At 64.2% G+C, this 25,880-nt stretch carries 23 protein-coding genes and 1 other RNA gene; 9 read left to right on the forward strand and 15 right to left on the reverse strand.

What is annotated here, in order from left to right; genetic code table 11:
- Positions 1-127: 127 nt before the first annotated feature.
- The 3 genes from AC1DEK_RS17015 to AC1DEK_RS17025 all read right to left on the reverse strand — a co-directional run bounded on the left by AC1DEK_RS17015 (position 128) and on the right by AC1DEK_RS17025 (position 2,349).
- Positions 128-370, reverse strand: a complete 243-nt coding sequence (locus tag AC1DEK_RS17015) for a hypothetical protein (RefSeq protein WP_478126448.1) — start codon at positions 368-370, stop codon at positions 128-130.
- Positions 363-707 (reverse strand): hypothetical protein, encoded by a 345-nt coding sequence (locus AC1DEK_RS17020; protein ID WP_478126449.1) that lies wholly within the window; start codon positions 705-707, stop codon positions 363-365. The genes AC1DEK_RS17015 and AC1DEK_RS17020 overlap by 8 nt, the downstream gene beginning before the upstream one ends.
- 64 nt (positions 708-771) lie before the next feature.
- Positions 772-2,349: a phospholipase D-like domain-containing protein gene (locus AC1DEK_RS17025; RefSeq protein ID WP_478126450.1), complete on the reverse strand. Its 1,578-nt coding sequence runs from the start codon at positions 2,347-2,349 to the stop codon at positions 772-774.
- A 71-nt stretch (positions 2,350-2,420) separates the two neighbouring features.
- On the opposite strand from AC1DEK_RS17025, the gene AC1DEK_RS17030 reads away from it, so the two are divergent.
- The 7 genes from AC1DEK_RS17030 (at position 2,421) to AC1DEK_RS17060 (ending at position 8,982) form a co-directional block, all read left to right on the forward strand.
- On the forward strand, positions 2,421-2,987 hold the full coding sequence (locus AC1DEK_RS17030) for a peroxiredoxin (RefSeq protein ID WP_478126451.1): 567 nt from the start codon (positions 2,421-2,423) through the stop codon (positions 2,985-2,987).
- A 47-nt stretch (positions 2,988-3,034) separates the two neighbouring features.
- Entirely contained in the window at positions 3,035-4,468 is a 1,434-nt protein-coding gene (locus AC1DEK_RS17035) for an aldehyde dehydrogenase family protein (RefSeq protein WP_478126452.1), read from the forward strand.
- Between the two features lie 24 nt (positions 4,469-4,492).
- Positions 4,493-5,254 (forward strand): SDR family oxidoreductase, encoded by a 762-nt coding sequence (locus AC1DEK_RS17040; protein WP_478126453.1) that lies wholly within the window; start codon positions 4,493-4,495, stop codon positions 5,252-5,254.
- 91 nt (positions 5,255-5,345) lie between these two features.
- Positions 5,346-6,464 carry a GTP 3',8-cyclase MoaA gene (moaA, locus tag AC1DEK_RS17045; protein WP_478126454.1) on the forward strand — a complete coding sequence of 373 codons (1,119 nt, stop codon included), beginning with the start codon at positions 5,346-5,348 and terminating at the stop codon, positions 6,462-6,464.
- Entirely contained in the window at positions 6,461-7,105 is a 645-nt protein-coding gene (gene mobA / locus AC1DEK_RS17050) for a molybdenum cofactor guanylyltransferase MobA (RefSeq protein WP_478126455.1), read from the forward strand. The genes moaA and mobA overlap by 4 nt, the downstream gene beginning before the upstream one ends.
- Positions 7,106-7,148: 43 nt before the next feature.
- Complete coding sequence (gene moeA, locus AC1DEK_RS17055) at positions 7,149-8,459, forward strand: molybdopterin molybdotransferase MoeA (protein ID WP_478126456.1); 1,311 nt, start codon at positions 7,149-7,151, stop codon at positions 8,457-8,459.
- A 64-nt stretch (positions 8,460-8,523) separates the two neighbouring features.
- Entirely contained in the window at positions 8,524-8,982 is a 459-nt protein-coding gene (locus tag AC1DEK_RS17060) for a cyclic nucleotide-binding domain-containing protein (protein WP_478126457.1), read from the forward strand.
- A 6-nt stretch (positions 8,983-8,988) separates the two neighbouring features.
- Here AC1DEK_RS17060 and rnhA read toward each other — a convergent pair whose 3' ends face one another.
- Together rnhA and AC1DEK_RS17070 are read right to left on the reverse strand one after the other, a co-directional pair.
- Positions 8,989-9,438, reverse strand: coding sequence for a ribonuclease HI (gene rnhA / locus AC1DEK_RS17065; protein ID WP_478126458.1), 450 nt, complete (start codon positions 9,436-9,438; stop codon positions 8,989-8,991).
- A gap of 13 nt (positions 9,439-9,451) precedes the next feature.
- Complete coding sequence (locus AC1DEK_RS17070) at positions 9,452-10,222, reverse strand: class I SAM-dependent methyltransferase (protein ID WP_478126459.1); 771 nt, start codon at positions 10,220-10,222, stop codon at positions 9,452-9,454.
- A 349-nt stretch (positions 10,223-10,571) separates the two neighbouring features.
- Here AC1DEK_RS17070 and AC1DEK_RS17075 point away from each other — a divergent pair, with 349 nt between their 5' ends.
- On the forward strand, positions 10,572-12,095 hold the full coding sequence (locus tag AC1DEK_RS17075) for a transglycosylase SLT domain-containing protein (protein ID WP_478126460.1): 1,524 nt from the start codon (positions 10,572-10,574) through the stop codon (positions 12,093-12,095).
- Between the two features lie 4 nt (positions 12,096-12,099).
- Here the strand turns inward: AC1DEK_RS17075 and AC1DEK_RS17080 are convergent, their stop codons facing one another.
- The 7 genes from AC1DEK_RS17080 to dnaX form a co-directional block, all read right to left on the reverse strand.
- Complete coding sequence (locus AC1DEK_RS17080; protein ID WP_478126461.1) at positions 12,100-12,933, reverse strand: ABC transporter permease; 834 nt, start codon at positions 12,931-12,933, stop codon at positions 12,100-12,102.
- Between the two features lies 1 nt (position 12,934).
- Positions 12,935-13,750, reverse strand: a complete 816-nt coding sequence (locus AC1DEK_RS17085) for an ABC transporter ATP-binding protein (protein ID WP_478126462.1) — start codon at positions 13,748-13,750, stop codon at positions 12,935-12,937.
- Positions 13,751-13,798: 48 nt separating this feature from the next.
- The gene (locus AC1DEK_RS17090) at positions 13,799-14,833 is read right to left on the reverse strand and encodes an ABC transporter substrate-binding protein (RefSeq protein ID WP_478126463.1); all 1,035 of its coding nucleotides are present in this window, start codon (positions 14,831-14,833) and stop codon (positions 13,799-13,801) included.
- 110 nt (positions 14,834-14,943) lie between these two features.
- Entirely contained in the window at positions 14,944-15,339 is a 396-nt protein-coding gene (locus AC1DEK_RS17095) for an MAPEG family protein (RefSeq protein ID WP_478126464.1), read from the reverse strand.
- Between the two features lie 22 nt (positions 15,340-15,361).
- The gene (gene recR, locus AC1DEK_RS17100; protein WP_478126465.1) at positions 15,362-15,952 is read right to left on the reverse strand and encodes a recombination mediator RecR; all 591 of its coding nucleotides are present in this window, start codon (positions 15,950-15,952) and stop codon (positions 15,362-15,364) included.
- A gap of 17 nt (positions 15,953-15,969) precedes the next feature.
- Complete coding sequence (locus AC1DEK_RS17105) at positions 15,970-16,302, reverse strand: YbaB/EbfC family nucleoid-associated protein (RefSeq protein ID WP_012747441.1); 333 nt, start codon at positions 16,300-16,302, stop codon at positions 15,970-15,972.
- 75 nt (positions 16,303-16,377) lie between these two features.
- On the reverse strand, positions 16,378-18,210 hold the full coding sequence (gene dnaX / locus AC1DEK_RS17110; protein ID WP_478126466.1) for a DNA polymerase III subunit gamma/tau: 1,833 nt from the start codon (positions 18,208-18,210) through the stop codon (positions 16,378-16,380).
- A gap of 90 nt (positions 18,211-18,300) precedes the next feature.
- On the opposite strand from dnaX, the gene ffs reads away from it, so the two are divergent.
- An RNA gene (gene ffs / locus AC1DEK_RS17115) (signal recognition particle sRNA small type) lies at positions 18,301-18,397 on the forward strand.
- 381 nt (positions 18,398-18,778) lie between these two features.
- On the opposite strand, the gene AC1DEK_RS17120 is transcribed toward ffs, so the two are convergent.
- The 3 genes from AC1DEK_RS17120 to AC1DEK_RS17130 are packed head-to-tail and all read right to left on the reverse strand — an operon-like array spanning position 18,779 to position 25,811.
- On the reverse strand, positions 18,779-20,017 hold the full coding sequence (locus AC1DEK_RS17120) for a TIGR03862 family flavoprotein (protein ID WP_478126467.1): 1,239 nt from the start codon (positions 20,015-20,017) through the stop codon (positions 18,779-18,781).
- Positions 20,014-23,262, reverse strand: coding sequence for a UvrD-helicase domain-containing protein (locus AC1DEK_RS17125; protein ID WP_478126468.1), 3,249 nt, complete (start codon positions 23,260-23,262; stop codon positions 20,014-20,016). The genes AC1DEK_RS17120 and AC1DEK_RS17125 overlap by 4 nt, the downstream gene beginning before the upstream one ends.
- Complete coding sequence (locus tag AC1DEK_RS17130) at positions 23,259-25,811, reverse strand: PD-(D/E)XK nuclease family protein (protein ID WP_478126469.1); 2,553 nt, start codon at positions 25,809-25,811, stop codon at positions 23,259-23,261. Before AC1DEK_RS17130 ends, AC1DEK_RS17125 begins: the two co-directional genes overlap by 4 nt.
- Positions 25,812-25,880: the final 69 nt, after the last annotated feature.

Below are 25,880 nucleotides of genomic sequence, written 5' to 3' on the forward strand. Positions count from 1 at the left end.
ATCAATTGGAACTTTGCTCTGATGCAAATAGTTGCGTCAGTTGTTTCCAACTGTAGTTCGAATTCTTCCGATTTGATAGGCGGTACGAAGTACTAATTCGGCGGCCGATCGCCCCCGAGAAGGGGGCTTAGCCGCCCCCGGAAGCCACGAGTTCGTCGAGTGCCTTGCAGGAAGGCGCGCAAACCGTCTGCGATTTGCCGAGCAATTGACGGGTGCGCATCTGCGAGCGCACGCGGTGCTTTCCGCACATGAAGCACGACATCGTCGCGCCGCTGAACGACGCCGAAGCGCGAAATGGGGATCCGGACGCCTTCGCCTTGTAGCGCAGGCCGTCCTCTAGAACGGTGGTCTTGACTTCAGTCTTACTCATGGGCGGCTTCCGGGCCACGCTTCATGGCGCGCTCTATAGCGCTCTTGGCGGCCAGTTCAGCGGATAGCGATACGTCCAGCGCGGTGCGGCACAGGCCCGCATGCTGGTAGTTGAGATTTTCGTACACCTCGGCGGCGGCCGGGTAGGCGTCGAGCAATTGGCCCAGTTGGGCACCTGGTTCTACATCGCGGAATTCATCCACGAGGTGCATGACGACGGACCGATATTGCTCGGCCCCGACGGGCTCGGAACTGTGCTCGATGCGCTCGAGGAGTTGGGCCAGCACGTGCGTTACAGCCAGGTCGGACTTGTTCGCAGGAGTATGTGTAGCGTTCATGCGAAGCATGTGGGGAGCCGGAGCCGAATTGCAAGGACGGGGTGCCGTGGTGACCATCCGGGGATTACAACAGCATTTCCGGAACGATCGGCCCGACCAGCACGTTGTAAAAACGTTGAAAAAAGCTGGCCTCAGGTTCGGAAGTCAGGATTATTTCTTTTTCGCCATCGGTGGTCAGCCATTGCAAGGCTCCCGTTTCCTTGTTCAGGCGAAGGCGATACGAATTCTGGAGCTTGCTGATGTTGATGACTCGCAGCATTTCGCGCGCAAGTTGCGGGCTTTCGGCCACGACACCCATTTCGGTGTTCTGCGTCGCCGATCGTGGGTCGAGGTTCATGGATCCGATGAAGATGCGCTGCTTGTCGATCGCTGCCGTCTTGGCGTGCAGGCGGCCGAGCGAGTTGCCGAACATGCCGAAGCGTTCGCTGGCGATCGTTCGCTCGGGGCTCAGCTCGTAGAGGTCGGCGCCGCTGCGAAGGAGCCGCTCCCGATAGCGGGCATAGGCCGTGTGCACCAGCGGCTCGTCGTTGGCGGCGAGCGAATTGGTCAGCAGCGTCAGTTTGACCTTTCGCCGCGCGAGATCGTCGAAGGCGGCCATGCCCTTTTCCCCCGGCACCAGGTAGGGGGAAGTCAGGTTCACTTCGGTCTTCGCATCCATCATCAGCCCCCAGACCTTCATGGTCACGCTGGTGGCAAGCGCCTCGTCGGCATTCATGTAGGTGGGCTTCTTCGGCGGATCGGCAATCACATGGGCTTCGCCCCAGAGCAGCCCCATGCGGCCGCCGTCCAGTTCCTCCGTGATCGGGCCGTATCCCAGGACGTCCACCGGCGGAAGCTCCAGCCGGGGCGCAGGCGCGGACATGCCGATCCAATTGTCGAAATCTTCGGCCGTGGGCTTTTTCCCCCGAGTGGCGTGCACGATGTCTTCGATGGGCCAGACCTGCTCGGCGTTCCAGAAGGTGTCGAAGACTGCCTCGAGCTCCGGCACCACTTTCCCGACGACAACGGCGTCCATGTCAATGAAGTTCTGCGCCTGGCTAAGCACAAAATACTCATCGGCGATGTTGCGTCCGCCCACGACCGCCACCACGCCATCGGCAATGAAGAGCTTGTTGTGCATGCGGTGATTGAGACGCGGGATGTCCTGCGGCGAAGCGGCAAAACGCGAGATGAAGCCGTTGCGCCCGCAGCAGAACGGATTGAACAGCCGCACCTCGACGTTTGGCACCTGCGCGAGCTCCAGCAGCGGCTCCTGGCTCTTGGCGGTGTAGAGGTCGTCCACCAGCACCCTCACCTTCACGCCCCGCGCCGCGGCTTCCCGCAAAGCCCGCATCAGCAATCGGCCGGTGCCGTCGTTTTCGAGCTGGTAATACTGCACCACGAGCGCCTGTTGGGCCCGCTTGGCGAGCTGGATCCGGGCGTCGAGCGAATAGACGCCCAGCGGCATCAGGCGAAAACCGGAGTGCTCACCGGGCGGCGTCGAATCATCGACGATCTTTGCGAGCCGGGTGGACTGATCGGGTGGCGCAGCGTACTCGTCCGCGCGTTCATGCATCTGCGGCAAAGACCCGCAAGCGGTCAGCATGGCAAGCAAGGCGCATGAAAAGGCGGCGTGCAGCCAGCGGGTCGTTCCGAAAGTCATCGTCTTTCCACCTCGGTTGCTATTGCGCCCTTGCGTCCTAGAATTCGTCGGACCTTCCGCAGGGTTACATCATGACGCTCACGATCTCTGCCCGTCCGGCTTTGCTTGGGATTGGCATTGCAATTGCCGCAGTTCTGGCACCGCCCGCTTTCGCGGCACTGGACATCGGCGATCCTGCTCCCAAGTTCACGGCCACGGCGGCTCTTGGCGGAAAAACATTCCAGTATTCGCTTGCCGAGCAACTCGCCAAAGGTCCGGTGGTGGTCTATTTCTTCCCCGCCGCTGATTCGAACGATTGCTCCATCGAGGCGCACGCCTTTGCCGAAGCGATCGACCAGTTCGCGGCCCTCGGCGCCACCGTGATCGGTGTGTCGGCCGACGACATCGAGACGCTGACCAGGTTCTCGGTGAAGTCATGCCAGAACCGCTTTCCGGTCGCGTCCGACTCAGCGAAGACAGTCATCCAGGGCTTCGATGCACTCATGCAAACGCGCCCGGATTTTGCCAACCGGCTGTCGTATGTGATCGCCCCCAATGGCAACGTCGCCTATTACTACCAGAACCTGAACCCCGACAAGCACGTGGAGCGGATGCTCAATGCCGTGCGCGCCCTGCCGAAGGCCACGGCTTCGCGCTGAAACCGCCGCCTCACGAAAGCAGCGGGAGGCCGCTAAGATTTCGCCCCATGCAACTCAACTACATCGGCAACGAAAGCGTTGCCTCATCGTCCGGCCGCACGCTGCCGGTGATCGACCCTTCCGACGGCCAGACCTTCGACGAACTGCAGCGCAGCAACGCCTCGGACATCGACAACGCGGTGCGCGCCGCGCGCCACTGTTTCGAGTCGACCTGGCACAAGGTGAGCGCCGCCGATCGCGGAAAGCTGCTCTACAAGCTCTCGCAAAAGATTGCCCAGCACACGGACGAGCTGGCGCTTCTCGAGCAACGCGATTGCGGCAAGCCGGTCAAGCAGGCTCGGGCCGACGCACTGGCGCTGGTGCGCTACTTCGAGTTCTATGCCGGCGCATGCGACAAGCTGCACGGCGAAACCATCCCCTACCAAGACGGCTACAGCGTGCTCACCTGGCGCGAGCCGCACGGTGTCACGGGCCACATCATTCCGTGGAACTACCCGATGCAAATCTTCGGGCGCAGCGTGGGTGGCGCGCTCGCTGCGGGCAACGTGTGCGTCGTCAAACCTTCGGAAGACGCTTGCCTGTCGCTGATCCGCGTGGCGCAACTCGCGGCCGAGGTGGGTTTCCCGCCGGGCGCCCTCAACATCGTGACGGGCTACGGCCACGAAGTCGGCGATTCGCTGGCGCGCCATCCAGGCATCGACCACATCAGCTTTACTGGCAGCCCTAGCGTCGGGACGATCATCCAGCAGGTCGCGGCGGAGCGCCATTGCCCGGTCACGCTCGAGCTTGGCGGCAAGAGCCCTCAGATCATCTTCGCGGATGCCGACCTGGGCGCTGTCATTCCGGTGGTGATCAACGCCATCGTGCAGAACGCGGGCCAGACTTGTTCGGCGGGCTCGCGCGTTCTCATCGAGCGCGAAATCTACGAGCCCCTGCTCGAACGGCTGGGCCACGCGTTCAATGCGCTGCGCGTAGGCCCTGCGGCGATGGATCTCGACGTGGGCCCTCTGATTCGCCAATCGCAGCAGCAGCGCGTGTGGGACTTTCTGTCGGACGCGCATGTTGCGGGCATTCCCATGATCGGCCAGGGCACCGTGGTCGACGAAGCGCCCGAGAGCGGCTTCTATCAGGCGCCCACTCTCCTGCGCGACGTGCCTGTGGACCACCGTCTTGCGCAAGAGGAAGTCTTCGGCCCCGTGCTGGCGGCGATGTCGTTCCGGGATGAGGACGAAGCCGTGGCGCTTGCCAACGCGACGAGGTTTGGCCTCGTCGCGGGCATCTGGACCGAAAACGGCGGGCGGCAGTTCAGGATGGCGAAGCGCCTGCAGAGCGGCCAGGTGTTCATTAACAACTACGGGGCCGGCGGCGGAGTCGAGTTGCCTTTTGGCGGCGTCAAATCATCGGGCTATGGCCGTGAAAAGGGTTTCGAAGCGCTCTACGGATTCACGACCCTCAAGACCGTCGCCATCAAGCACGGCTGAACAACAGCAACAGGAAACAACAAAATGCGCGTCAAGGACAAATCCATCATCGTCACCGGCGCCGGCGGCGGCATCGGCGAAGGCATCGCGAAGCGGCTGGCGGAAGAAGGCGCCCAGGTGATCGTCAACGACATCAATACGGCACTGGGCGAGCAGGTGGTCGAAGCCATCCTGCGTGCGGGCGGCCGCGCATCGTTTTTTGCTGGAGATGTCACCAAATCAGCCGACATGAAGGCGCTGGTGGGCGCTGCGGTCGAGCGCCATGGCAAGCTCGACGCCATGGTCAACAACGCCGGCTGGACGCACCGCAATCGTCCGGCACTCGAAGTGAGCGAAGACGAGTTCGACCGCTGCTATTCGGTCAACGTGAAGAGCATCTATCTTTCGACCATTCACGCGGTGCCCGCCTTTCGTGCCAATGGCGGTGGGTCGTTCATCAACATCGCCTCGACCGCAGGCGTGCGGCCCCGCCCCGGCCTCACCTGGTACAACGGATCGAAAGGTGCCGTGATCACCACGAGCAAGTCGCTGGCCGCCGAACTGGGCCCCGACAACATTCGCGTGAATTGCATCAACCCGGTGTTCAACCCCGACACCGGCCTCGCCGCCGAATTTGCCGGCGGGCCCGTCACGGAAGAACGCAAGGCGAAGTTCCGGGCGACCATTCCGCTGGGGCGTTTCTCGACAGCGCTCGACGTAGCCAATGCGGCGCTTTATCTGGCGAGCGACGAAGCTTCGTTCATCAGCGGGGTCTGCATCGAGGTCGACGGCGCTCGGTGCGTGTAACGCACAAGACCAAAGTTGTGGTCGGCTCGCGGCAGGGTCAAACGGCCCTGCAGCACCGATGCCGCGGGCGATGCGTTAAATTGCTCTTTCCATGAGCCAGCATGTCGTTCCCCTCTCCGAGATCGGCCGCGCACGCCGCGCGACGGTCTCGGCCGGGCTTCCGGTCGCGGCAACGGGCGTATTGCTCGATCGCCTGGCTCGCCCGCTGACCGACCTGCGAATCAGCGTCACCGATCGATGCAACTTCCGCTGCAGCTATTGCATGCCGAAGGAAATCTTCGACAAGAACTATCAATACCTGCCGCACAGTGCATTGCTGAGCTTCGAGGAGATCACGCGCCTGGCGCGCGTTTTTGCGACGCACGGCGTGCGCAAGATCCGCCTCACGGGCGGCGAACCGCTGCTGCGCAAGAACCTCGAAGTGCTTGTGGAGCAGCTGGCCGCCCTGCGCACGGCGGATGGCGAACCCTTGGACCTGACGCTGACGACCAATGGCTCCCTTCTCGCCCGCAAGGCCAAGGCCCTGAAGGCGGCTGGGCTTCACCGCGTGACGGTGAGCCTCGACGGTCTGGATGACACCGTCTTTCGCGCCATGAACGACGTCGACTTTCCGGTGGCCGAGGTGCTCGCGGGCATTGAAGCTGCACAGGCTGCCGGGCTCGCGCCGATCAAGGTGAACATGGTGGTCAAGCGTGGCACCAATGAGCAGGAAATCCTGCCGATGGCACGGCATTTCCGCGGCACTGGCGTGGTGTTGCGCTTCATCGAATACATGGACGTCGGTGCGACCAACGGCTGGCGCATGGATGAAGTGCTTCCGTCCGCAGACGTGGTGCGGCGCATCGCAGAGGAATTCCCGCTCGTGCCGCTCGAAGCCAGCGCGCCCGGCGAAACCGCGCAGCGCTGGGCCTATGCGGATGGCGCCGGCGAGATCGGCGTGATCAGCAGCGTGACCCAGGCGTTTTGCCACGATTGCACCCGCGCGCGACTCTCCACCGAGGGCAAGCTCTTTCTCTGCCTCTTTGCCAATTCCGGCCACGATCTGCGTCCTATGCTGCGCGGCGGCGTGGACGACGCGCAGATCACATCCGCCATCGCAGACATCTGGCAGGGCCGGAGCGACCGGTATTCCGAGTTGCGGTCGCTGCGCGAGCCGGACAACGATGCGGGCGCGCCGCGCCGCGTCGAAATGAGCTACATCGGCGGATGAGCGCGGTGGCCGGCATCCCCGTCCAGGACATCACAGGCCTCGTGCTGGCCGGCGGCCGCGGCTCGCGCATGGGCGGCGTCGACAAAGGCTTGCAGAACTTCAACGGCTCGCCACTTGCCGAGCATGCGGTCAAGCGCCTGGGCAGCCAGGTCGGGCAGATCATGGTGAACGCCAATCGGAATCTCCCGACTTATCGAGCCTTTGGCGTTCCGGTGTGGCCTGACGAACTTGCGGACTACGCGGGGCCGCTGGCGGGTTTTCTCACAGGGCTGGAGCACTGCGAGACGCCTTATCTTCTGACCGTGCCGTGCGACACGCCGCTGTTTCCGCTCGACCTCGCGCGCCGGCTATCCCAAGCCCTTGTCTCCGACGGCTCCGAAATCGCCATGGCGGCCGCGCCCGAGTCATTGGATGAGGCTGATGTCACGCGACCCCAACCCGTGTTTTGCCTCCTGAGCGTCCAACTGCGCGAAAGCCTGGTGCGCTTCACGGAGGACGGGGGTCGCAAGATCCAGCGGTGGACTGCACAGCACCGGACAGTGATCGTGCCTTTCGATGGGCCAGAAGACGCGCCGGGCGCATTCTTCAACGCCAATACGCTGGCCGAGTTGCACGCACTCGAATCCCAGCGACGTCCTTGACGGCCGGCCCGATCGTTCTCGTCATCCTTGCCGTTCTTTCTCCATGAGCCGAATTGCCGACATCGCCGCCGCCCTGGCGGGCTACGACCCCAAGGCGATGGGCGTCGATGCGGTGCAGGCGTTCCTGGCGCGGCTTGCCGACCAATCCGCCGTCACGCGAGACGAAACCGTCGCGCTGCGCGATGCGCTCGGAAGGGTTCTGTCGGAGGACATCGTCTCGCCGCTGAGCGTGCCCCCGCACGACAACTCGGCCATGGACGGGTTCGCCTTCAATGGCGCGGTGCTCGACCGCCATGACGACGATGCGACCGTGCGCCTGCGGGTGGTGGGCACGGCGCTGGCAGGTGCCGCCTGGCACGGTTCGATCGCCGCTGGCGACGCCGTCAAGATCATGACCGGGGCCGTCATGCCGGAGGGCCTGGACACCGTCATTCCGCAGGAGTTCTGCACCATCGAGGGCGCGGCCGTCAGCTTTTCCGCCGCCGCGCTGCAGCGCGGCGACAACCGGCGACTGGCCGGCGAAGACCTGATGCAGGGCAGGCCGGCACTCCAACGCGGCGAGATCGTCTCTCCGGCTGCGTTGGGCATGATGGCCAGCCTGGGATTGCCCACCGTGCCGGTGCTCAGGCGCCTGCGGGTCGCTTATTTCTCGACGGGCGACGAGATCCTGAGCGTGGGCGAATCGCCGCGTGAGGGTGCGGTCTACGACAGCAATCGCTACACGGTCTTCGGACTTCTCGCGCGCCTGGGTGCCGAGGTCGTCGACCTTGGCTTGGTGCGCGACGACCCCGCCGCGCTCGAATCCGTCCTGCGGCGTGCTGCGGGCGATGCCGACGCCATCATCACCAGCGGCGGCGTCAGTGTCGGCGAGGCCGACCACACGCGCACGGTAATGCAGCGCCTGGGCGACATGGCCTTCTGGCGTGTTGCCATGCGGCCCGGGCGTCCAATGGCCGTCGGGCTCATTCACGCGGGCACCGAGATGCGCGCACCAGCGGTGCTCTTCGGCCTGCCCGGCAATCCTGTCGCGGTCATGGTGACTTTCCTCGCGTTCGTGCGCCCTGCGCTGCTGCGGATGATGGGCTGCAATGCAAGCTCGGCGGCGGCCCCACCCCTCCTTCGCGCAAAGAGCGTCAGCGCCATTCGCAAGAAGCCCGGCCGCACCGAATACCAGCGTGGCCGCGTACAGGCCGTCGCTGGCTCACTGCCGGAGGTTCGGGTTGCCGGAAACCAGGGCTCTGGCGTCCTGAGCTCGATGGTCGAAGCCAATGGGCTGGTGGTGCTCCACCATGATCAGGGAGACGTGGCCGCAGGCGATGCCGTCGACGTGATGATGTTCGACGGTGTGGTGTAAGGTCTGGCCCCGCAGATCGAAGGAGCGGAAGGAGCGGCAAGTGGGCGCGACAAGAATCGAACTGATGCAACAGATGCCCATCTTCGGAGCCGTGGGCTCTGAAACGATGGAATTCCTGCTGGCGCCGGCGCCGGTGGTCCGCATGAAGGGCGGCGACTACTTCTTCCATGAAAACGATGAGCCCGACTGCATGTACGTGCTGGAAACCGGGCACGTCACTGTCTCGAAAAGCTGGCAAAGCCACGAACTCCTCATCCGCCGGCTCGGGCCGGGCGACTGCTTCGGTGAGATGGCCCTTCTCGATCTTTCGCCACGCAGTGCGTCGGTGCGCGCGGACGAGGATTGCAGCGCAATTCAGCTTTCGTCGGCCAATCTCTATCGGGTGTTCGAGCGCGACGTCGAACAGTTTGCGCTGATCCAGATGAACATCGCGCGCGAGATGAGCCGGCGACTGCGGGTCACCGATGACCTGCTCTTCAGGGCCCAGATGGGCGAAGCACTGGAAACGCCGCAGCGCATCTGAAGCGCGTCAGATCCTCCCCAGCGCCCGCTCGACTCCCTTGTTGGCGAGCGCATCCGCACGCTCGTTGCCCGGGTCTCCCGAATGCCCCTTGACCCATCGCCACTCGATTTGATGGCCGCCCTCCGACACCAGCTTGTCGAGTTGCTGCCAAAGCTCGACATTCTTGACGGGCTGCTTCGTCGAAGTGCGCCAGCCCTTGGCTTTCCAGCCGCGAATCCATTCCGTGATGCCCATCCGCACGTATTGGCTGTCCAGATAGAGAACGACCTTGCATGGGCGCTTGAGGGCACCGAGCCCTTCGATCACCGCCTGCAGTTCCATCCGGTTGTTGGTGGTGTTGAGTTCGCCGCCGAACAATTCTTTTTCGGTGGCACCCGACTTGAGCCATGCGCCCCAGCCGCCGGGGCCCGGGTTTCCCTTGCAGGCGCCGTCGGTATAGATCTGTACTTCGTTCAAGAAACGTTCCTTGTCACTGTCGATGAGAGGGATCGCGGTGCATCCTGCCCGCGATCGGCACCGGCGCGCTCGCGCGGGCCGCAGCCCGGCGCCAGTCGGCGCTCAGCAGCCGGAGGCCGCGGACCCGTTTGACCGCGACCAGAAAATAAACCGCGCCGAAGATCGGCCACCAGCGCTCCCCTGCCGTGTCGAACCAATGGCAGCGCTCCAGCCATGCCTCGCTGCGCACCGCAGGTCGGTAGACACCGAAGCGCCCTGATTCGACCTCGAAGCTCAGCAGACGCAGCCAGTCGCGCATGCGCCTGTAGCCGATGAAGTCGCCGGCCTCCGGCAAAAAGAGCTCGCCGAATCCAAGGCGCCTGTAAAGACGCGCCCTCCGTTGCCGCATGCCCCACAGGCTTGCGGGATTGAGCCCGCAGATCACGACACGGCCTTCGGGCACCAGCACGCGCTCGACTTCACGCAGCGTCGCATGGGGGTCGAGGCTGAGTTCGAGCGTGTGCGGAAGCACCACCAGGTCAAGGCTGTTGGCCGAAAAAGGCAACGCGGAAAAATCGGTGACGAGCGCGCATCTCGCCGCCATCGCCGGGTCGGATACCGAAAGCCAGCGATACGGCATGCGATTGGCACGCAGGCCGTCCAGCTCCGGCAAGCCCAGTTGCAGCGCGTGATAGCCGAATACGTCCGCCACGGCCTGATCGAACTGGGACTGCTCCCAGGCCAGCAGATAGCGGCCTGGGGGGGTCTCGAACCAATCATGCAAACCTATAATTTGACCGCTCATGACCCTCGTTCCGCTGCCCGCCTTTGCCGACAACCACATCTGGATGCTGCAGGAAGTGTGCGACGCGAACTCGGTCGACCCGGGAGATGCCAGGCCGGTGTCCGATGCACTCGAGCGTGGCAATCTGCAGTTGGCCGCGATTCTAGTCACGCACTCCCGTCATGCCGACCCGATGAGGCGAATGTCGAATTTTCTTCCGCCCGGCGCGCATTGGCGACGAGGGCGACCTGGCATACACACTTGCTAACCCGAGATTTGCGTGTGCAGCGGAACCCCCTGCCGCAGAGATCGATCAGTAAGCGGCCGCTGCGGTGTTCGCGGCGCTGCGTTAATGGATGAACCACTTTTGATGAGACTTATCGTTGCCGCCTGCCTCGCGGGCTCCTTGTTTCTCGCGGGCTGCGCCACCGGTACAGGCAATTCGTCCTTGGCTGCATCGGAGCGCGCGACTCCGGTCTATCCGGGCGGACCCCTGACGCCGATTACTTCGGGCCAGACGAAATCACGCGCTGTCGTCACCTTGGCACCTCCCACGGACATGTGGGACCGCATCCGCAAGGGCTTCAAGATGCCCGACCTCGACAACGACCTCGTACACGATCGCGAGCAGTGGTACGCAAGCCGGCCCGACTACATGCAGCGCATGACAGAGCGGTCGAGCCGCTACATCTTCCACATCGTCGAGGAACTCGAGCGTCGCGACATGCCGACGGAGATTGCGCTGCTGCCGTACATTGAAAGCGCCTTCAATCCGCAAGCGGTTTCGACCGCTCGTGCTGCCGGCATGTGGCAGTTCATGCCCGCCACAGGCACCGACTACGACCTCAAGCAGAACATCTTTCGTGATGACCGCCGGGACGTGGTCGCGTCTACTCGCGCAGCGCTCGACTACCTGCAGAAGCTCTACGGCATGTTCGGCGACTGGCAACTGGCGCTGGCGGCATACAACTGGGGCGAAGGCAACGTGAGCCGCGCCATCGCGAAGAACCAGCGCGCCGGCTTGCCGACCGGCTATACCGACCTCAACATGCCTGCCGAAACCCGCATGTACGTCCCCAAGCTGCAGGCCGTCAAGAACATCGTTGCCAATCCGGAACGCTTCAACGCAGAGCTGCCGCTGATCGCAAACCACCCTTACTTCCAGACCGTCACGCTCAAGCGGGATCTCGACGTCGACCTTGCCGCAAAACTGGCCGACGTCAAGATCGAAGACTTCCGCGCGCTCAATCCCTCGGCGCACAAGCCGGTTCTGCTCGCCGCCGGAACACCCGAGATCCTGCTGCCCTGGGACAACGCAGCCGTGTTCCAGCGCAATTTCGAGGCTTACTCGCAAGGGCAGTACGCCAGTTGGACCGCCTGGTCCGTGCCATCGACGATGACGGTCGCGGACGCCGCCCAGCGCACAGGCATGAGCGAAGCCGACCTGCGCGCCGTCAACAGCGTGCCTCCGCGGATGCTCATCAAGGCGGGCTCGACTCTGATAGTGCCGCGTGGCGCCCGCGTTCAGGAAGACGTGGCGGCGCTTGTCGCTGACACCGGGCATCTGAGCTTTCAGCCCGAAATCGTCACGCGCCGAACGATCGTGCGCGCCGGCAAGAAGGACAGCGTCGCGAGCATCGCCCGTCGCTACAGGCTCAGCCCGGCCGCCGTCGCCGAATGGAACGACGTGAAGCCCAATCACGCCTTCCAGAAGGGCTACGAAGTCGTTGTGTATCTGCCCGTGCGCGCGGCATCGACGGCGCACGTCGGCAGCGGTGCAGCGCGCTCGAGCGGAAACCACATGCTCAAGACGACGAGCCTCTCGCCCAAGAGCACCAGTCCAAAGGCAAAGGCCGTCAAGAGCGCGCCCAAGACCTCCAAGAAAAAGCGCTAGGCGCTCAGAGCTTCTCGGATTCGCCGCTGCGGGGCTGCCACTTCATCAGGCGTTTTTCGAGCACGCCGACGATAGCGTCGAGCACCAGCGCGAAGGCTGTCAGCACCACGATGCCAGCGAACACCGTGTTGACGTCGAAGGTGCCTTCGGCCTGCAGGATCAGATAGCCGACGCCGCGCGCCGAGCCCAGGTATTCGCCCACCACCGCACCGACGAAGGCCAGCCCGACCGAGGTGTGAAGGCTCGAAAACACCCAGCTGGTCGCGCTCGGCAAATACACCGTGCGCAGCAATTGACGTTGATTCGCGCCCAGCATGCGGGCGTTGGCGAGCACCACCGGGCTCACCTCGCGAACTCCCTGGTACACGTTGAAGAACACGATGAAGAACACCAGAGTGACCGCAAGCGCCACCTTGCTCCAGATCCCCAGCCCAAACCAAAGGGCAAAGATCGGCGCGAGGATCACGCGAGGCATCGAGTTCGCTGCCTTGATGTAGGGGTCGAACACGAGGCTCGCCGTGCGCGCGAGCGCCAGCCAGAGTCCGCAGGCCAGCCCCAGCACAGTCCCGATGAGGAATGCGAGGACGGTCTCCAGCAGCGTCACCCCGAGGTGCAGATAGACATCGGCATTGCCGGGCAGCCCTTCGGGAAAGAGCACGTTCGGCGGGATCGCGACGGGCATGAACCAGCTCCAGATTCGCCCCGCGACCTGGATCGGTTCGCCGACGAAGAAGGCGAACTGCTCGTTGCGCGACGCGACGTGCCACGCCACCAGAAGCACGATCAGCAGCGCGATCTGCCAGAACGGTGCGTTGTTTTCACTGGGTCGAAGGCGCATGTCAGGCCGCCTTCTTCAGTTGTTGCGCGTAGCCCTTGAGGACTTCGTCGCGCAGCACGCCCCATATCTGCGTGTGCAGTTCGACAAACCTTGGATGCGCCCGCACCTCGGCCACGTCGCGCGGACGCGGAAGGTCGATGACGAATTCACCGATCGGATGCGTTGCCGGACCGGCCGACAGAACCACTACGCGATCACTCATCGCGATCGCCTCGTCGAGATCGTGCGTGATGAAAAGCACCGCCTTCTTCTTCGCCGCCCACAGGTCGAGCACCTCGTTCTCCATCAGTTGCCTTGTCTGGATATCGAGTGCGCTGAACGGCTCGTCCATGAGGATGATGTCAGGGTCCAGTGCCAGCACCTGGGCAAGCGCCGTACGCTTGCGCATGCCGCCCGAGAGTTGATGCGGATAGCGGTCGCCGAATCCGGCAAGACCCACGCGGGCGAGCCAGTCTTCGGCCTGTGCCTTCGCCTGCGCATCGGCAACGCCGCGGTATTGCAGACCCAGCATCACGTTGTCCAGCGCACTGCGCCACGGCATCAGGGCTTCGGTCTGGAACATGTAGCCAGCCCGCGCATTGATGCCGGCCAATGGTTGTCCAAACACCTTCACGCTGCCCGACGACGGCGCCAGCAGCCCGGCGCCGATGTTGAGCAGGGTCGACTTGCCGCAACCGGTCGGCCCGACCACGGACACAAATTCGCCCTCGCGAATGCGCAGCGTGGTGTCCGAAACAGCGGTGTAGCGCTGCCCCTGATCGTCCTTCGATCGAAAGATGCAGCTGATGTCTAGGAGTTCGAGCGCGTAGTCGACCATGGAGTGCCAGAAAAAACCCGGCCGGAGCCGGGTTGCGAGGCGTAAAGGTCAGGCTTTGAACCTGTCCTTTGCGCGCCGCGCAAAATCGTTGGTGTAGAGCTTCGACAGGTCGATCTTGTCGGCCTTGACGCTGGGATCGAAACTCGCGATGGCGTTGAGCGCCGTCTTCGGACCATCCGCCGGCACCATGCCGTCCGTGGCGATGGCTTCACGAACCTTGTCGAACGACGCGAGATACAGCGCGCGGTCGCCAAGCAGATACGTCTCCGGCACTGTCTTGATGATGTCACCCGGGCCGGCCGTCTGCAGCCACTTGAGGCCATGCACGATGGCATTCGCCAGCGCCTGGCACGTGTTCGGATTCTTCTGGATGAACTCCGCAGACGCATAGAGGCAAGCGGCCGGCATCGGGCCGCCGAACACTTCCTGCGTGCCCTTGAGCGTGCGCGTGTCGCTGATGATCTTCACGTCGCCCTTCTGCTCGAGCATCGTCATCACCGGATCGGTGTTGCTGATGGCATCGATTTGACCCGAGCGCAGTGCGGTGAGCGCCCCTGCCGCAACGCCGACGCCGATGTAACTCACGTCGCTCGCCTTGAGGCCGCCGCGCGAGAGCACCAGGTTGGCCACCATGTTCGTCGACGAGCCCGGTGCCGAGACGCCCAGCTTCTTGCCCCTCAGATCGACGATGCCCGAATAGCTCGGCATGTTCTTCGTCGAAACGCCGATCGCGATCTGCGGTGCGCGCCCTTGCAGGACGAAAGCCTGAAAGATCTGGTTCTTGGCCTGAAGGTTGATCGTGTGCTCGAAAGCACCCGAGCAGACATCGGCCGAGCCGCCGACAACGGCTTGCAGGGCGCGTGAGCCTCCTGCGAAATCGGAGATTTCCACATCCAGGCCCTCGGCCTTGAAGTAGCCGAGCTGCTCTGAGATCGTCAACGGAAGGTAGTAGAAAGCGGCCTTGCCGCCGACCGCGATAGACACCTTCGATTTTTCAAGCTTGGGCTGGCTGTGGACCAGGGGCGCGCCGACGGCTGCAGCGCCAAGTGCGGTGGCGATGGTGAAGGTGCGGCGATTGAGCATGAGTGGCGCCTTGAGGCCCTGTGTTCGAATGTTTTCGAAACGAGCTTAGGGGTGTGCATGTCCCTCTGCATCGGGAACATCCCGTGCGGGTTTTCACGTAAACATGAAGACTACTGGCGGCCCGCGAACAGGATCGCGACATTCACGAAAAACGCGAGCGCCCAGACAGCGCTGCGAATGGTGCCGAGACCTGCGATATAGACACCGATATAGACCAAGCGCAGCAAGACGTAGGCCGCTGCAAGCATGTCGAGCCGCGCCTGCGCAGCGCCCAGTTGATGCGCGATGATCACGGCGCCGATGAAGAACGGAAGCCCTTCGAAGCCGTTGGCCTGTGAGCTGTTAGCCCTCGCGCGCCATCCAGACTGGCGCGCACCCCACTCGCGCGGCTTCTGGTTGTCGCTGCCCTTGAAAGCGCCCGCCTTGGCAATGTAGGCCGACACATAGGGCAGCAAGGCAGCGATCAACACGCACCAGTAGGCCAGAGAGAGGTGGGGCATGCTCATGTGCTTCTCGCCTTGGAGAGGGTCAACGACGGTCGACCAACGCGTGCGCGATGGTGCCCAGGTCGACGTATTCGAGCTCACTGCCGGCAGGCACGCCACGCGCAAGCCGCGTCACCGTGAGCCCCCGTTGCTTGAGCGCTTCGCCGATCACGTGAGCCGTGGCCTCGCCCTCGGCGGTGAAGTTGGTCGCAAGGATCACCTCGCTCACAGTGCCATCGAGCGCGCGATCGAACAGCTTCGCAAGGCCGATGTCCTTGGGTCCAATGCCATCGAGCGGGCTGAGCTTGCCCATCAAAACGAAGTAGTAGCCACGGAACGCGCCGGTGCGCTCGAGTGCGGCCTGGTCGGCCGGTGTCTCGACGACGCAAAGCTTGGTCGCATCGCGGCGCGGATCTCCGCAGACATTGCAGATGGCGGCTTCGGTGAACGTGTTGCATCGCTCGCAATGCCGCACGTTGCTGGCCGCCTGCTGCAACGCGCGAGCCAGCATCTGTGTGCCTTCGCGATCGTGCTGCAGCAAGTGAAACGCCATGCGCGAAGCAGACTTCGCGCCTACGCCGGGCAAACGCCGCAGCGCTTCGATCAGCGCATCGAGCGAGCTGGAATCCGCCATTCAGGTGCGGCGAACCGTCAGAACGGCAGCTTCATGCCGGGCGGCAAGCCGGGCATGCCGGCGGTGAGCTTGCCCATCTTCTGCTCGCTCGTTTCTTCAGCCTTGCGCACCGCCGCGTTGAACGCAGCGGCCACCAGGTCTTCGAGCATGTCCTTGTCGTCGGCCAGAAGGCTCGGGTCGATGGTGATGCGTTTGACATCGTGCTTGCAGGTCATCACAACCTTCACGAGGCCCGCGCCCGACTCGCCTTCGACCTCGATCGTGGCGAGTTCTTCCTGCGCCTTCTTGAGGTTGTCCTGCATTGCCTGCGCCTGCTTCATGAGGCCGGCCAGTTGTCCTTTGTTGAACATCGTTGGTCCTGTGAGTAAGAAATGTTGGATGGATGAGACCAGGTGGCGCCGGCTCGGCGCCGCCGGCTCAAACCGTCATGCGGGTCGCAATGTACCTGGGACGATCCTCGCATCCCAGTCTCGCATCATCGATTGCACTTCAGGATCGTTGCGTATGGCCTCTTCGGCGATCCGCTGACGCTCCTCTGCAGCCTGCTTGTTGCGTCGTGCCGGACTGTCGACGACGGCACCGACTTCGATGGCGATTTTCACACCATGGCCGAACGCAGCAAGTGCTGCCTGAACCTTGTCTCGACTGCCGGGCTGGTTGAGTGATTCACGCTCGACCCGCAACAGCCACTGGTCGACGTCGCGAGCCACCAGCTGCGACTGCAAAGCCAGTTCGCGGGCCAGCGCGGTGATCGACTCGGCGGCCACCATCTGCGTGACGGTGGCGTGCCAGAAGTCGCCCTCCTCGCTCGGCGGGATCGGCGCCGACGGCGCGGTGGACTCGCCTTCTCGCACACCGGGTGGCGGCTGGATGCGTACGGGCATCGCCATGACCTTGGTCGCCGTTGGTGCGGATTCTTCGGCGGCTGGGCGGGGCGGTGGCGATGTATGCAGCGCCGGAGCGTCGAACACGGGGAGACGGTGACCAGGGCGCTCGACGGGAGTGGCTGAAGGCGCGGGTGGCGATGAAAGCCGTTGCACCGCCGGTGCTGGCATGGCGGGCTTGGCGGACTCGACAGACGCCGCGCGCGGCAGCGCCGGTTCGGCCTGCGGAGCTTCATTCAGAGTTTTTTTTTCCTCCGATGCTGCGCCACCGGGCTTGAACGCCAGCAAACGCAACAGCACCATCGTGAGCGCCGCATATTCGTCGGGCGCGAGACCCAGCTCGGCACGTCCGTGCAAGCAGAGGCTATAGAGCAACTGCGTTTCGTCCGCCGGCATCATCGCAGCGAGCCGCGCCGTTTCCGCAGCATCGGGGTCTGCGCCGTTGTCAGATCCGACGCGCGACGGCACCGCCTGCAAGACTGCCATGCCCTGCAGCACGGCCGTCATCTCTTCGAGTGTCGAAGCGGCGGAAAGCCCATCGCGCCGCAATCCTTCCGATGTCTCGACGACTGTCTTGCCGTCGCCCTTGGCGAGCGCCTCGATCAGCTGAAATACGTGACCGCGATCGACGCTCCCGAGCATCTGCCGCACACCGGCTTCCAGCAACTCTCCGTTGCCGAATGCGATCGCCTGATCGGTCAGGGACAAGGCGTCGCGCATCGATCCGCGCGCGGCGCGTGCGATGAGCCGCAGCGCATGCGGCTCGGCCGGCACCATCTCGGTCTGCAGGACGCGCGTGAGGTGTTCGAGCACCGTCTCGGGCGCCATCGGCCGCAGGTTGAACTGCAGACAGCGCGAAAGCACGGTGACCGGCACCTTCTGCGGATCGGTCGTCGCCAGCACGAACTTGAGGTATTCGGGCGGCTCTTCCAGCGTCTTCAGCATGGCGTTGAACGCGTGGCCCGTGAGCATGTGCACTTCGTCGATCATGAAGACCTTGAAGCGCCCCTGGACGGGTTTGTAGACCGCTTGTTCCAGCAATGCCTGCACTTCATCGACGCCCCGGTTCGATGCCGCATCGAGTTCCGTGTAGTCGACGAATCGACCTGAATCGATGTCGCGGCACGCCTGGCATGTGCCGCATGGCGTGGCGGTGATGCCGCCCTGCCCGTCCGGCCCCTGGCAGTTGAGCGACTTGGCCAGAATGCGTGAAACCGTGGTCTTGCCCACGCCCCGCGTTCCGGTGAAAAGATAGGCGTGGTGCAGTCGTTGCGAGGTCAGCGCGTTTTCGAGCGCCTGGACGACATGTTCCTGGCCGACCATCTCGCTGAAGGTTTTCGGGCGGTGTTTGCGAGCGAGCACGAGATAGGCCATCGGCGCATTTTAGGGTCGGCCGACCGAGGTCTCCGTTGCTTCATCCCACGCAATATCGGGGTGAAGAAACGTCGCCTACAATCCCCCGCTGACGGGCCTCCCCGCATGGTGAAGTGGCCAACCGGGTCAGGTGGGGAACCAAGCAGCCCTAACTGCGTAGCCAGTGCCGGGGGTAAGGCTCGTCAACCTCATATCGCGCGAAGCATCGCGCCGCGGATCGCGCCAAGGGCCTCACGCCCTCGGCGTTCCAGCCTCGCAAAACACTGTACGCAAATACAGTGACTCCGGTAGAATTCGTCGTCCCCAAGAACAACATCGAGGCGACGTCATGATTCCCCCTTCTCCCTTTGCTCCCCTTCGAGCCACTGCGCGTGGGCTTCCAGTGCTTCCATTCACGCCGAAGCCGCTCGTCAGCCGAGCCTCCTGGCCGTTTCCGGTTGCGCGTGACCGGTCAGGCCTCGGGACCATCAGGGAACAGGCAGCGAAGGTGATCGCGACGACGATACGGCACTGGCAGCCATCGCAGCGCTGACGCCAGCAGCGTTTGGGCGAGCGCCACAACAAAGTTCTACTTCAACCGCAGCAGCACGCCGTCCGCCGCCACTGCGCCGCTGGCCATCGTCGCCGTGAGCAAATAGCCGCCCGTGGGAGCCTCCCAATCGAGCATCTCACCAGCAAAGAACACGCCCGGCATCGAGCCGCTCATCAAATGGCGGTCGAGCGCCTCGAAACGCACGCCGCCAGCGGTGCTGATGGCTTCATCGATAGGCCTTGGCGCAGTCAGTTTGAGCGGCACCGCCTTAATGGTGTCGGCGACCTTTTCAGGGACATGCATGTCGTCACGCGTGAGCACTTCGTGCAGCACGGCCATCTTGATGCCGTCCAGGCTCAATCGACTTTTTAGATGACTCGCCACCGAACGCGAGCCACGCGGATGCGATACAGCGGCGCGCACCTGCTCCAAGGTTCGGTCGGGCAATAGGTCGAGGAGAAGCGTGGCGCCGCCGTTGCGGGCGATCTCATCGCGCAGCAGCGCCGAGGCAGCGTAGACGAGGCTGCCTTCAATGCCGGTGGCCGTCGCAACGAACTCGCCTTTTCGCGCGAAGGTGCGACCCTCCGAATCAGTGAACGAGATGGCCACCGACTTGAAGGGCACGCCTGCAAATCGTTCCGCGAAATAGGGAGTCCAGACGAGATCGAAGCCGCAGTTGGCAGGCAGCAAGGGCGCAACATCGACGCCGCGATCGGCCAGCCACGGTGCCCACGCACCGTCGGACCCGAGCCGCGACCAACTGGCGCCGCCGAGCGCAAGCACCACGGCGTCATGCTGCGACCTCATCTCACCGCCGGGTGTCGCGAATCGCAACGAAGTCGGCGATGCCGTCGCCTCATCCCATCCGAGCCAACGATGTCGCATGTGAAACTGCACGCCAGCCTGCCTGAGACGGTGCAGCCACCCACGCAGCAACGGCGCTGCCTTCATGTCTTTCGGGAACACTCGGCCCGAGGTGCCGACGAAGGTGTCGATCCCGAGTCCGTGCGCCCATTCGCGTACCGCATCAGGGCCGAAACGATGAAGCAAGCCCTCGATCTCGGCACGGCGGTCGCCGAACCGTTCGACGAACTTGCCGAGCGGCTCCGAATGCGTGAGGTTCAGGCCACCCCGGCCGGCAAGCAGGAACTTGCGCCCGACGGATGGCTTGGCGTCGTACAGATGCACCTGAATGCCGCGCGCGCTGAGCACTTCAGCCGCCATCAATCCGGCGGGCCCACCGCCGACCACGGCGACGTTTTTTTCTTGAATCATTCGAGTGTGACCAGTTCGCCCTGGCCGGTCAGGAACGCGGCGCGCACCGTCTCGCCGGGATAGGCTTCTTGTACCGCATCTCGATAGCGGTTCAGTTGAGCGATCAATTCCGCATCCCGCTCAGGTCGCGCGGCCGATTTATAGTCGAGCACCCACCACGCGCCGCTCTCGCGATGGCGCACCAGGCGATCGATGCGCAGGGTCTGGCCCTGGTGGATCAACGTGACTTCGTTGCCATGCCAGTCGAGTGCTTCGGCGTCCCACGCCCACGCGCCTGCGCCGGCACGAATACGCTCCGCCAGTGCGGCCGCCGAGCGGGTCGCGTGAAGATCGAGTGCAAATTCGCGTGCTGCGGCGCGCACGTGTTCCGTTGGCAAAGGCACTCCCGGTTGAGCCCATTCGAGCAGACGGTGCATGGCCTGCCCCAGTGCAGAAGCGCGCGTTTCGGCATCGCGAGGTTGAGCCATGACAGGATGGCCGTGATCGGCAGTCGCTAGCGCGGGCAGCTCCAGCATTGGGAATTCAGCCGGCGCCGTCGAGGGAGACACTGCAGCCACGGGCGCCACATCGTCGATCGGATCACTCAGCGCTTCCAGCCGTGCCCACCAACTCTCACCGCTGGACCTCGCGGCGGCGACAGCCGAGATGACGAGCTCCGCCCGCGCGCGGGTCGTCGCGACGTAGAGCCCGTTGATTTCCTCCCGACGACGCGCGGCGTGCTCCTGTGCAAGGTCTTCCGTGGCGCACGCGGGCGGATTCTTCTCGCTCGCCACGAACACGAAGCGCTCGGGCGCAACAGCATGTCCAGGCCACTTCACGAGCACGCCCATGGTCTGCGCCCGCTCCGCCGAGGCGTCCGTGTCCAGGAGCAGCACCAAGTCCGCCTCCAGGCCCTTGGCGCCGTGAACCGTCAGCAACTGAACGGCGTCGATGACCGCCACCGACGGCGCCCTGACCCCCCCAGCGCGCAATGCCCGAACCAGCCCGTAAGGTGTCGCGAAGCGCGCACCATCGAGTTCGAGCGATGCTGCCAGCAGCCCACGCAAGTTCGCGAGCACGCTGGCGCGCATGGCCGTCGGCGCCGCTGCGGCAAAGGCCGAGAGCACCCCGGCATCGTGATAGATAGCACTCAACGCATCGTGCGGCGGCAACGTGTCGAGCCAGCCTTGCCAAGTCCGCAGCCGCGCGCCGACGCCGGCGAGCGGTGCGGGCCACCCCGGGGCCTGCAGCACATCGAACCAGCTCGCTCGTGTTTCACGTCGCTTCAGCGCGATCTGCACGAGCGCGTCGTCGTCGAGGCCGAAGATCGGTGATTTCAGCGCTCGTGCAAGAGACAGATCGTGGTCCGGCGACACCAGCGCATCGATGAGCGCGACGACGTCCTGCACCTCGGGCGCGTCGTTCAGTTCATTTTTTTCCGGCTGCTGGACGGCGATGTGCAGCTTTCGCAGTTCGTCCTGCATCACGGCCAGTCGACTGCGGCGCCGCGCCAACACCATGATCCGGCTCGGAGCAAGCCCCGACGCAATGCGCCCCGCAATCCAGCGCGCCGCCTGCTCGCATTCCTTCTGCAGCAGCTTTTCCTCGGGGAGCACGCGAGGCGTAGTGAGGCTGTCGCGCCAAGGCAGCAAGCCGTCTGACGATGCTTCGCCGGGCGACGCGGCACTGGCGATCGCATGCCGGCCAATCTGCGGCAGCTTGCGAACCTGACCCACTGTGATCGATTCAGTCGTATGGTCGCGAAATCCGCTGAATTCGCCGACTCGCTGCGCCTCTTGCATGGCAGCGTTGACGAGCCCGATCACCGCTTGCGCATTGCGATGCGTGTGATCGCAATTGAGCAGATCGCCGTTCAGCCCCTGCTGGACGAACTGCTTGGCGGCGATGAAGACCTGCGGTTCCGCACGCCGAAAGCGATAGATGCTTTGCTTCGGATCGCCGACGATGAAAACGCCCGGTCGCCGCCCTGCCGCTCCAGCGTAGCTTCCGAGCCATCCGTTGAGCGCCTGCCATTGCAGCGGGTTGGTGTCCTGGAATTCGTCGATGAGCAGATGGCGCACCCGCGCGTCCAGGCGCTCCTGCACCCATCCCCACAGTTCGGCGTTGCCCAGAAGCAGGTGTGCCGCCTGTTCGACGTCGTTCATGTCGACCCAGCCGTTAGAGATCTTTACGTCCGCGAAGCAGGTGATCAGCAAACGCGTCAATCTCGCCATTCGCTGCTGATAGAGCCACGCATCGTGTTGGGCCCGCGCCGCGCAGTACTGCAACACGCGCTCCTGTGCGGCGCGCACGTCATCGAGCCCCGCGAGCTTTTCGCTGAACTTGCGGGGCTCGCCCTTCTGCGTGAGGAGTGCGTCGAGCACCCCGTCGGCGTGCCGTTCGGTGACGGCCTGTTCGAGTTCTACGCCGCGTCGTGAAAAGGTTGGAGCGCTGGCGCGGCCGAGTGCGCGAGCAGCTGCCAGCAGTGCACCGCGCCACACCGAGTCACCGAGCAATACGTCTTCCGGAGATTCAGCCCCCTCAAATGCGGGATACATCTCTGCCATTGGCGTGACGGCGCGATCGACCGCTGCATGAGCATCGGCGAGCACGAACTCGACACGCCGCGTCAGCGCTTCGTCCAAGGCCTTGCCGATCTGCCAACGGCCATGCGTCGCGACCAGCGCGCGGTAGTCGGCCGAGGCGTCCTCGTCAGCCGCCACTGCCGCATAGAACGGGCGCCGCACGCGCACCCTCGCCTCGGCGTCGTCTTCGAGCAGTTGATAGTTGGCCGGTAGCCGCAGCTTCTCGAGAACGGCCACCGGAGCGCTTCGCAGCAGGCCGGCGAACCAGGCGTGGAAGGTGCGAAACTGAACGGGCCGTCCGCCCGCGAGAAGCTCTCGATAGAGGCCCTGCAGCCGCGGGGCGGCGGCTTCCGCATCGGGCCATGCCATGCCGCGCATCACAAGTTCAGGCACCAGTTCGGCCACCGGCTGTTGCGAGAATTTCTCCAGCCACTGGTCCAGACGTTCCCGCATTTCGCCGGCTGCCTTCTTGGTGAAGGTGATCGCCAGAATCTCGTGCGGTGCGCAAGCGCTTTCGCCCTCTTCGAGCAACGCGCGCAAGATGCGCGACACCAGCATCCAGGTCTTGCCTGCCCCCGCGCAGGCTTCCACTGCGACGGAGCGACGGGGGTCGCACGCGATCGCATAGAAGCGCTCACGGCTGACGTGCGCGCCGTTGTGTTCGTAGGCCGGTGCGGTCATGCCGGACCCTCCCAGAAGTCCTTCCGGCATAGCCCGCGCGCACCGCAGTGTTCGCAGACCTGGCCCTCTCCCAACGCGGGCAGCGCGGCGCCGCCTGCGATGCGCGCAAGGTCATCCATCACACCGGTCACCAGTGCGTCCCGCGCAGCGACGACGTCCAGTTGCTCGAAGGTGCGTGTCCCGGAGGCCTTTTCGCCGACGTTGACGTAGGCTGCCCGCAAGCTGTCGTCCGGAAAGAGCGCGGCATAAAACGCAAGCTGCGTGTCTTCTGACGGATCCTTGATTCGCTCTCGCGTCTTGTCGGCGGACTCGGTCTTGTAGTCGATCACGAAGACCCTGCCGTCGGGAACCGCATCGACACGGTCGAGCCGCCCGATCAGCTTCACACGACCCAGTGGCACTTCCTTCCACGGCTCGGATTCGACAAAAATCGCGCCTTCGGCAGCTTCGTGCCCGGCTAGCCAAGCCAGGTAACCATCGCGGGTCGCCGGCCACGCAGCGGCGAATGGCAGGAATTCAGCTTCGGACAATCCGAACTCACTGGTGGCCTGCACCTCGGCAGCAGCCATCATCGTTCGCCGAATCTCCAAGTCGGTTGTGGGATCTGCTTTCAAAGCTTCATGGAAATGGCCGAGCACGGCATGCAGCCAGTTGCCGAAATCGCGCTTGTCGACCTCTGCATCCAATTCGTCGCTGCTGCGCAGACCCAACTGGCGCATGGCAAAAAACCGATAGGGGCAGCGGCGGAGATCCTCATAGGCAGTCGATGACAAAGTCGCTGGCACAAGCGCGCCGCCTCGCGGCAGCGGGTGCAGCGTGGGGCGCGCAGCGACTGTCACCGAAAGCCGCGGATCGGCAGCCATTTCAGCCGCGTGATCCAGGTGCAGCATCTGAACGAGCGGGCTCGGCCGCACCGGCTCGCCGCTGGCGTCGAACTGACGCCATAGAACATCACAATGCGGCGCGCTCATTGCAATGGCCCACGCGGAGCGCTGCGCCGCCTCCAGCGCATCGCGCGAAGGCAGCGACAGCGCAGTGCGCTGTGCCGCGCTCCAGTCGCCGGGAGGTTCTGGCGAAGCGGGCAAGCGCTGGTCATCGCAGCCGGGCACCACAACGGCGGCAAAGGCGCGTCCGAGCAACTGATACAGCGGGAGAACGACGACCTGCGGCGCATCGGCATCGGTCGGTACGTGCACGAAGCTCGCCGCTTCCAGCACGTCGCGAGCCCAACCAGTGAACTCGGCCAACGTGCAGCGCGCTCCTCGGATCTCCCCCTCTTCAACGTCGAGATACAGGGCGCCAATCAGTTCAATACCGACGGCATCGCTGGTGAGCGCAGACCATTGGCCGCTGGCTTGCAGCAGCGTGCGCGCCGCTGCGAGCCATTCGCCAAGCGGCCTGGCACGCGCCATCTCGCTGCGCATGTTCTCGAGCACATCAGTGGTAGCGACGAGCTCGACATCTTCCGGCCTCGTGCTCGCCACGACGTACGAACGCCACGTGCGCCAGTCGCGCATTCCGCGGTCCCGCAGGCGTGATTCCAGCAGCAGGACTTCGCGACGATTGAACTTGCTCGCATGCTTGAGCCAGTCCAATACCTGATCGCTGCTGGCGTCGTGGGCACAAGCTCGCAGTGCGCTCATCAGGCTCGCGGCCACTCGCGTGGTCGACAGCTTCCAGCCGGTTTCATCGCGAGGAATGACTCCGCGTGCAACCAGATGCGCCATGATCCGGCGGGTCAGCGCGCGGTCGGTCGCCACCAGCGCAACGGGTGCGTGGCCTTCCGATAGCTGACGGACGACACACGCCGCAGCGCGCTCGGCTTCGTCCTCGGGACCGGCCGCCGCATGCAGGCTGGCGACGCATGACGGCGCATCCATCGTTGCAAGCGGCAGACGCAAGCAGCGCTCGCCGAAAAGCTCTGCCAGCTTTCGAGTGAGCGGATCAGCCTGAAGGCCATCGAGGACGATGAGCTGATCGACCTGCGCCTGTGCGGCGTTCGAATAAAGCACGTCGGTGGCGTAGCCCGAGTTGGCCGTCCAGGCGAGCGCGATGCCGTTCAAGGCGCTTTCCATGTTGAACCACTCCGAGCCCTTGCCCGCATCGATGGCCCCGCGGACCCGATCGGCCCAGGCGGAACGTTCTTCGGGCCGCTCGGCAGCGGCCAGTGGCGAGAGTTGAAGCGCAATATCCACCAACCTGCCGGCGAGCGCATTCCGCGAACCCGAGAAGCCTGCGCGAACCAGCAATGACTGCGCCGTGATCAGGTCGCGCGCCATGTCGAATGCGAGGTCGTCGGCATCTGGCACGAAGCCGCCCACGCTGCGCGCCCAGTTGCGCGTGGTCTCGAACCGGGGGGCGAAACCCGACGCGCCGTTCGCGATCCACATGTTGCGCGCGACCTGCATCAATTGCGCATAGGGCACGAGAACCATGGTACGGGAAGGGTGCAGGCGACGCTCGGCCAGCAGGCGGGAAATGCGCCCGACGAGACCGGCTTCGGGGTCGCACCAAAGCGCATGCGCGGGATGGCGCTCAAAAGGATGCATTGGGGGTTCCAAGGGGTGTTGACTATCGGCGCCATAGCTTTCCGCCCGACCACGCCAATACTTGGTTTC

It is taken from the genome of Variovorax sp. 10N420, assembly GCF_056394705.1.

Excerpts from the sequence above, each read along its gene's own strand:
- AC1DEK_RS17125 (WP_478126468.1), bottom strand. The coding sequence starts at position 23,262 with ATGACCGCACCGGCCTACGAACACAACGGCGCGCACGTCAGCCGTGAG.
- AC1DEK_RS17015 (WP_478126448.1), bottom strand. The coding sequence starts at position 370 with ATGAGTAAGACTGAAGTCAAGACCACCGTTCTAGAGGACGGCCTGCGC.
- AC1DEK_RS17080 (WP_478126461.1), bottom strand. The coding sequence starts at position 12,933 with ATGCGCCTTCGACCCAGTGAAAACAACGCACCGTTCTGGCAGATCGCG.
- AC1DEK_RS17025 (WP_478126450.1), bottom strand. The coding sequence starts at position 2,349 with ATGACTTTCGGAACGACCCGCTGGCTGCACGCCGCCTTTTCATGCGCC.
- AC1DEK_RS17070 (WP_478126459.1), bottom strand. The coding sequence starts at position 10,222 with ATGAGCGGTCAAATTATAGGTTTGCATGATTGGTTCGAGACCCCCCCA.
- AC1DEK_RS17030 (WP_478126451.1), top strand. The coding sequence starts at position 2,421 with ATGACGCTCACGATCTCTGCCCGTCCGGCTTTGCTTGGGATTGGCATT.
- AC1DEK_RS17040 (WP_478126453.1), top strand. The coding sequence starts at position 4,493 with ATGCGCGTCAAGGACAAATCCATCATCGTCACCGGCGCCGGCGGCGGC.
- dnaX (WP_478126466.1), bottom strand. The coding sequence starts at position 18,210 with ATGGCCTATCTCGTGCTCGCTCGCAAACACCGCCCGAAAACCTTCAGC.
- AC1DEK_RS17035 (WP_478126452.1), top strand. The coding sequence starts at position 3,035 with ATGCAACTCAACTACATCGGCAACGAAAGCGTTGCCTCATCGTCCGGC.
- AC1DEK_RS17060 (WP_478126457.1), top strand. The coding sequence starts at position 8,524 with ATGCAACAGATGCCCATCTTCGGAGCCGTGGGCTCTGAAACGATGGAA.
- moaA (WP_478126454.1), top strand. The coding sequence starts at position 5,346 with ATGAGCCAGCATGTCGTTCCCCTCTCCGAGATCGGCCGCGCACGCCGC.
- moeA (WP_478126456.1), top strand. The coding sequence starts at position 7,149 with ATGAGCCGAATTGCCGACATCGCCGCCGCCCTGGCGGGCTACGACCCC.
- AC1DEK_RS17105 (WP_012747441.1), bottom strand. The coding sequence starts at position 16,302 with ATGTTCAACAAAGGACAACTGGCCGGCCTCATGAAGCAGGCGCAGGCA.
- AC1DEK_RS17120 (WP_478126467.1), bottom strand. The coding sequence starts at position 20,017 with ATGATTCAAGAAAAAAACGTCGCCGTGGTCGGCGGTGGGCCCGCCGGA.
- AC1DEK_RS17090 (WP_478126463.1), bottom strand. The coding sequence starts at position 14,833 with ATGCTCAATCGCCGCACCTTCACCATCGCCACCGCACTTGGCGCTGCA.
- recR (WP_478126465.1), bottom strand. The coding sequence starts at position 15,952 with ATGGCGGATTCCAGCTCGCTCGATGCGCTGATCGAAGCGCTGCGGCGT.
- AC1DEK_RS17085 (WP_478126462.1), bottom strand. The coding sequence starts at position 13,750 with ATGGTCGACTACGCGCTCGAACTCCTAGACATCAGCTGCATCTTTCGA.
- AC1DEK_RS17095 (WP_478126464.1), bottom strand. The coding sequence starts at position 15,339 with ATGAGCATGCCCCACCTCTCTCTGGCCTACTGGTGCGTGTTGATCGCT.
- AC1DEK_RS17075 (WP_478126460.1), top strand. The coding sequence starts at position 10,572 with ATGAGACTTATCGTTGCCGCCTGCCTCGCGGGCTCCTTGTTTCTCGCG.
- mobA (WP_478126455.1), top strand. The coding sequence starts at position 6,461 with ATGAGCGCGGTGGCCGGCATCCCCGTCCAGGACATCACAGGCCTCGTG.
- AC1DEK_RS17020 (WP_478126449.1), bottom strand. The coding sequence starts at position 707 with ATGAACGCTACACATACTCCTGCGAACAAGTCCGACCTGGCTGTAACG.
- AC1DEK_RS17130 (WP_478126469.1), bottom strand. The coding sequence starts at position 25,811 with ATGCATCCTTTTGAGCGCCATCCCGCGCATGCGCTTTGGTGCGACCCC.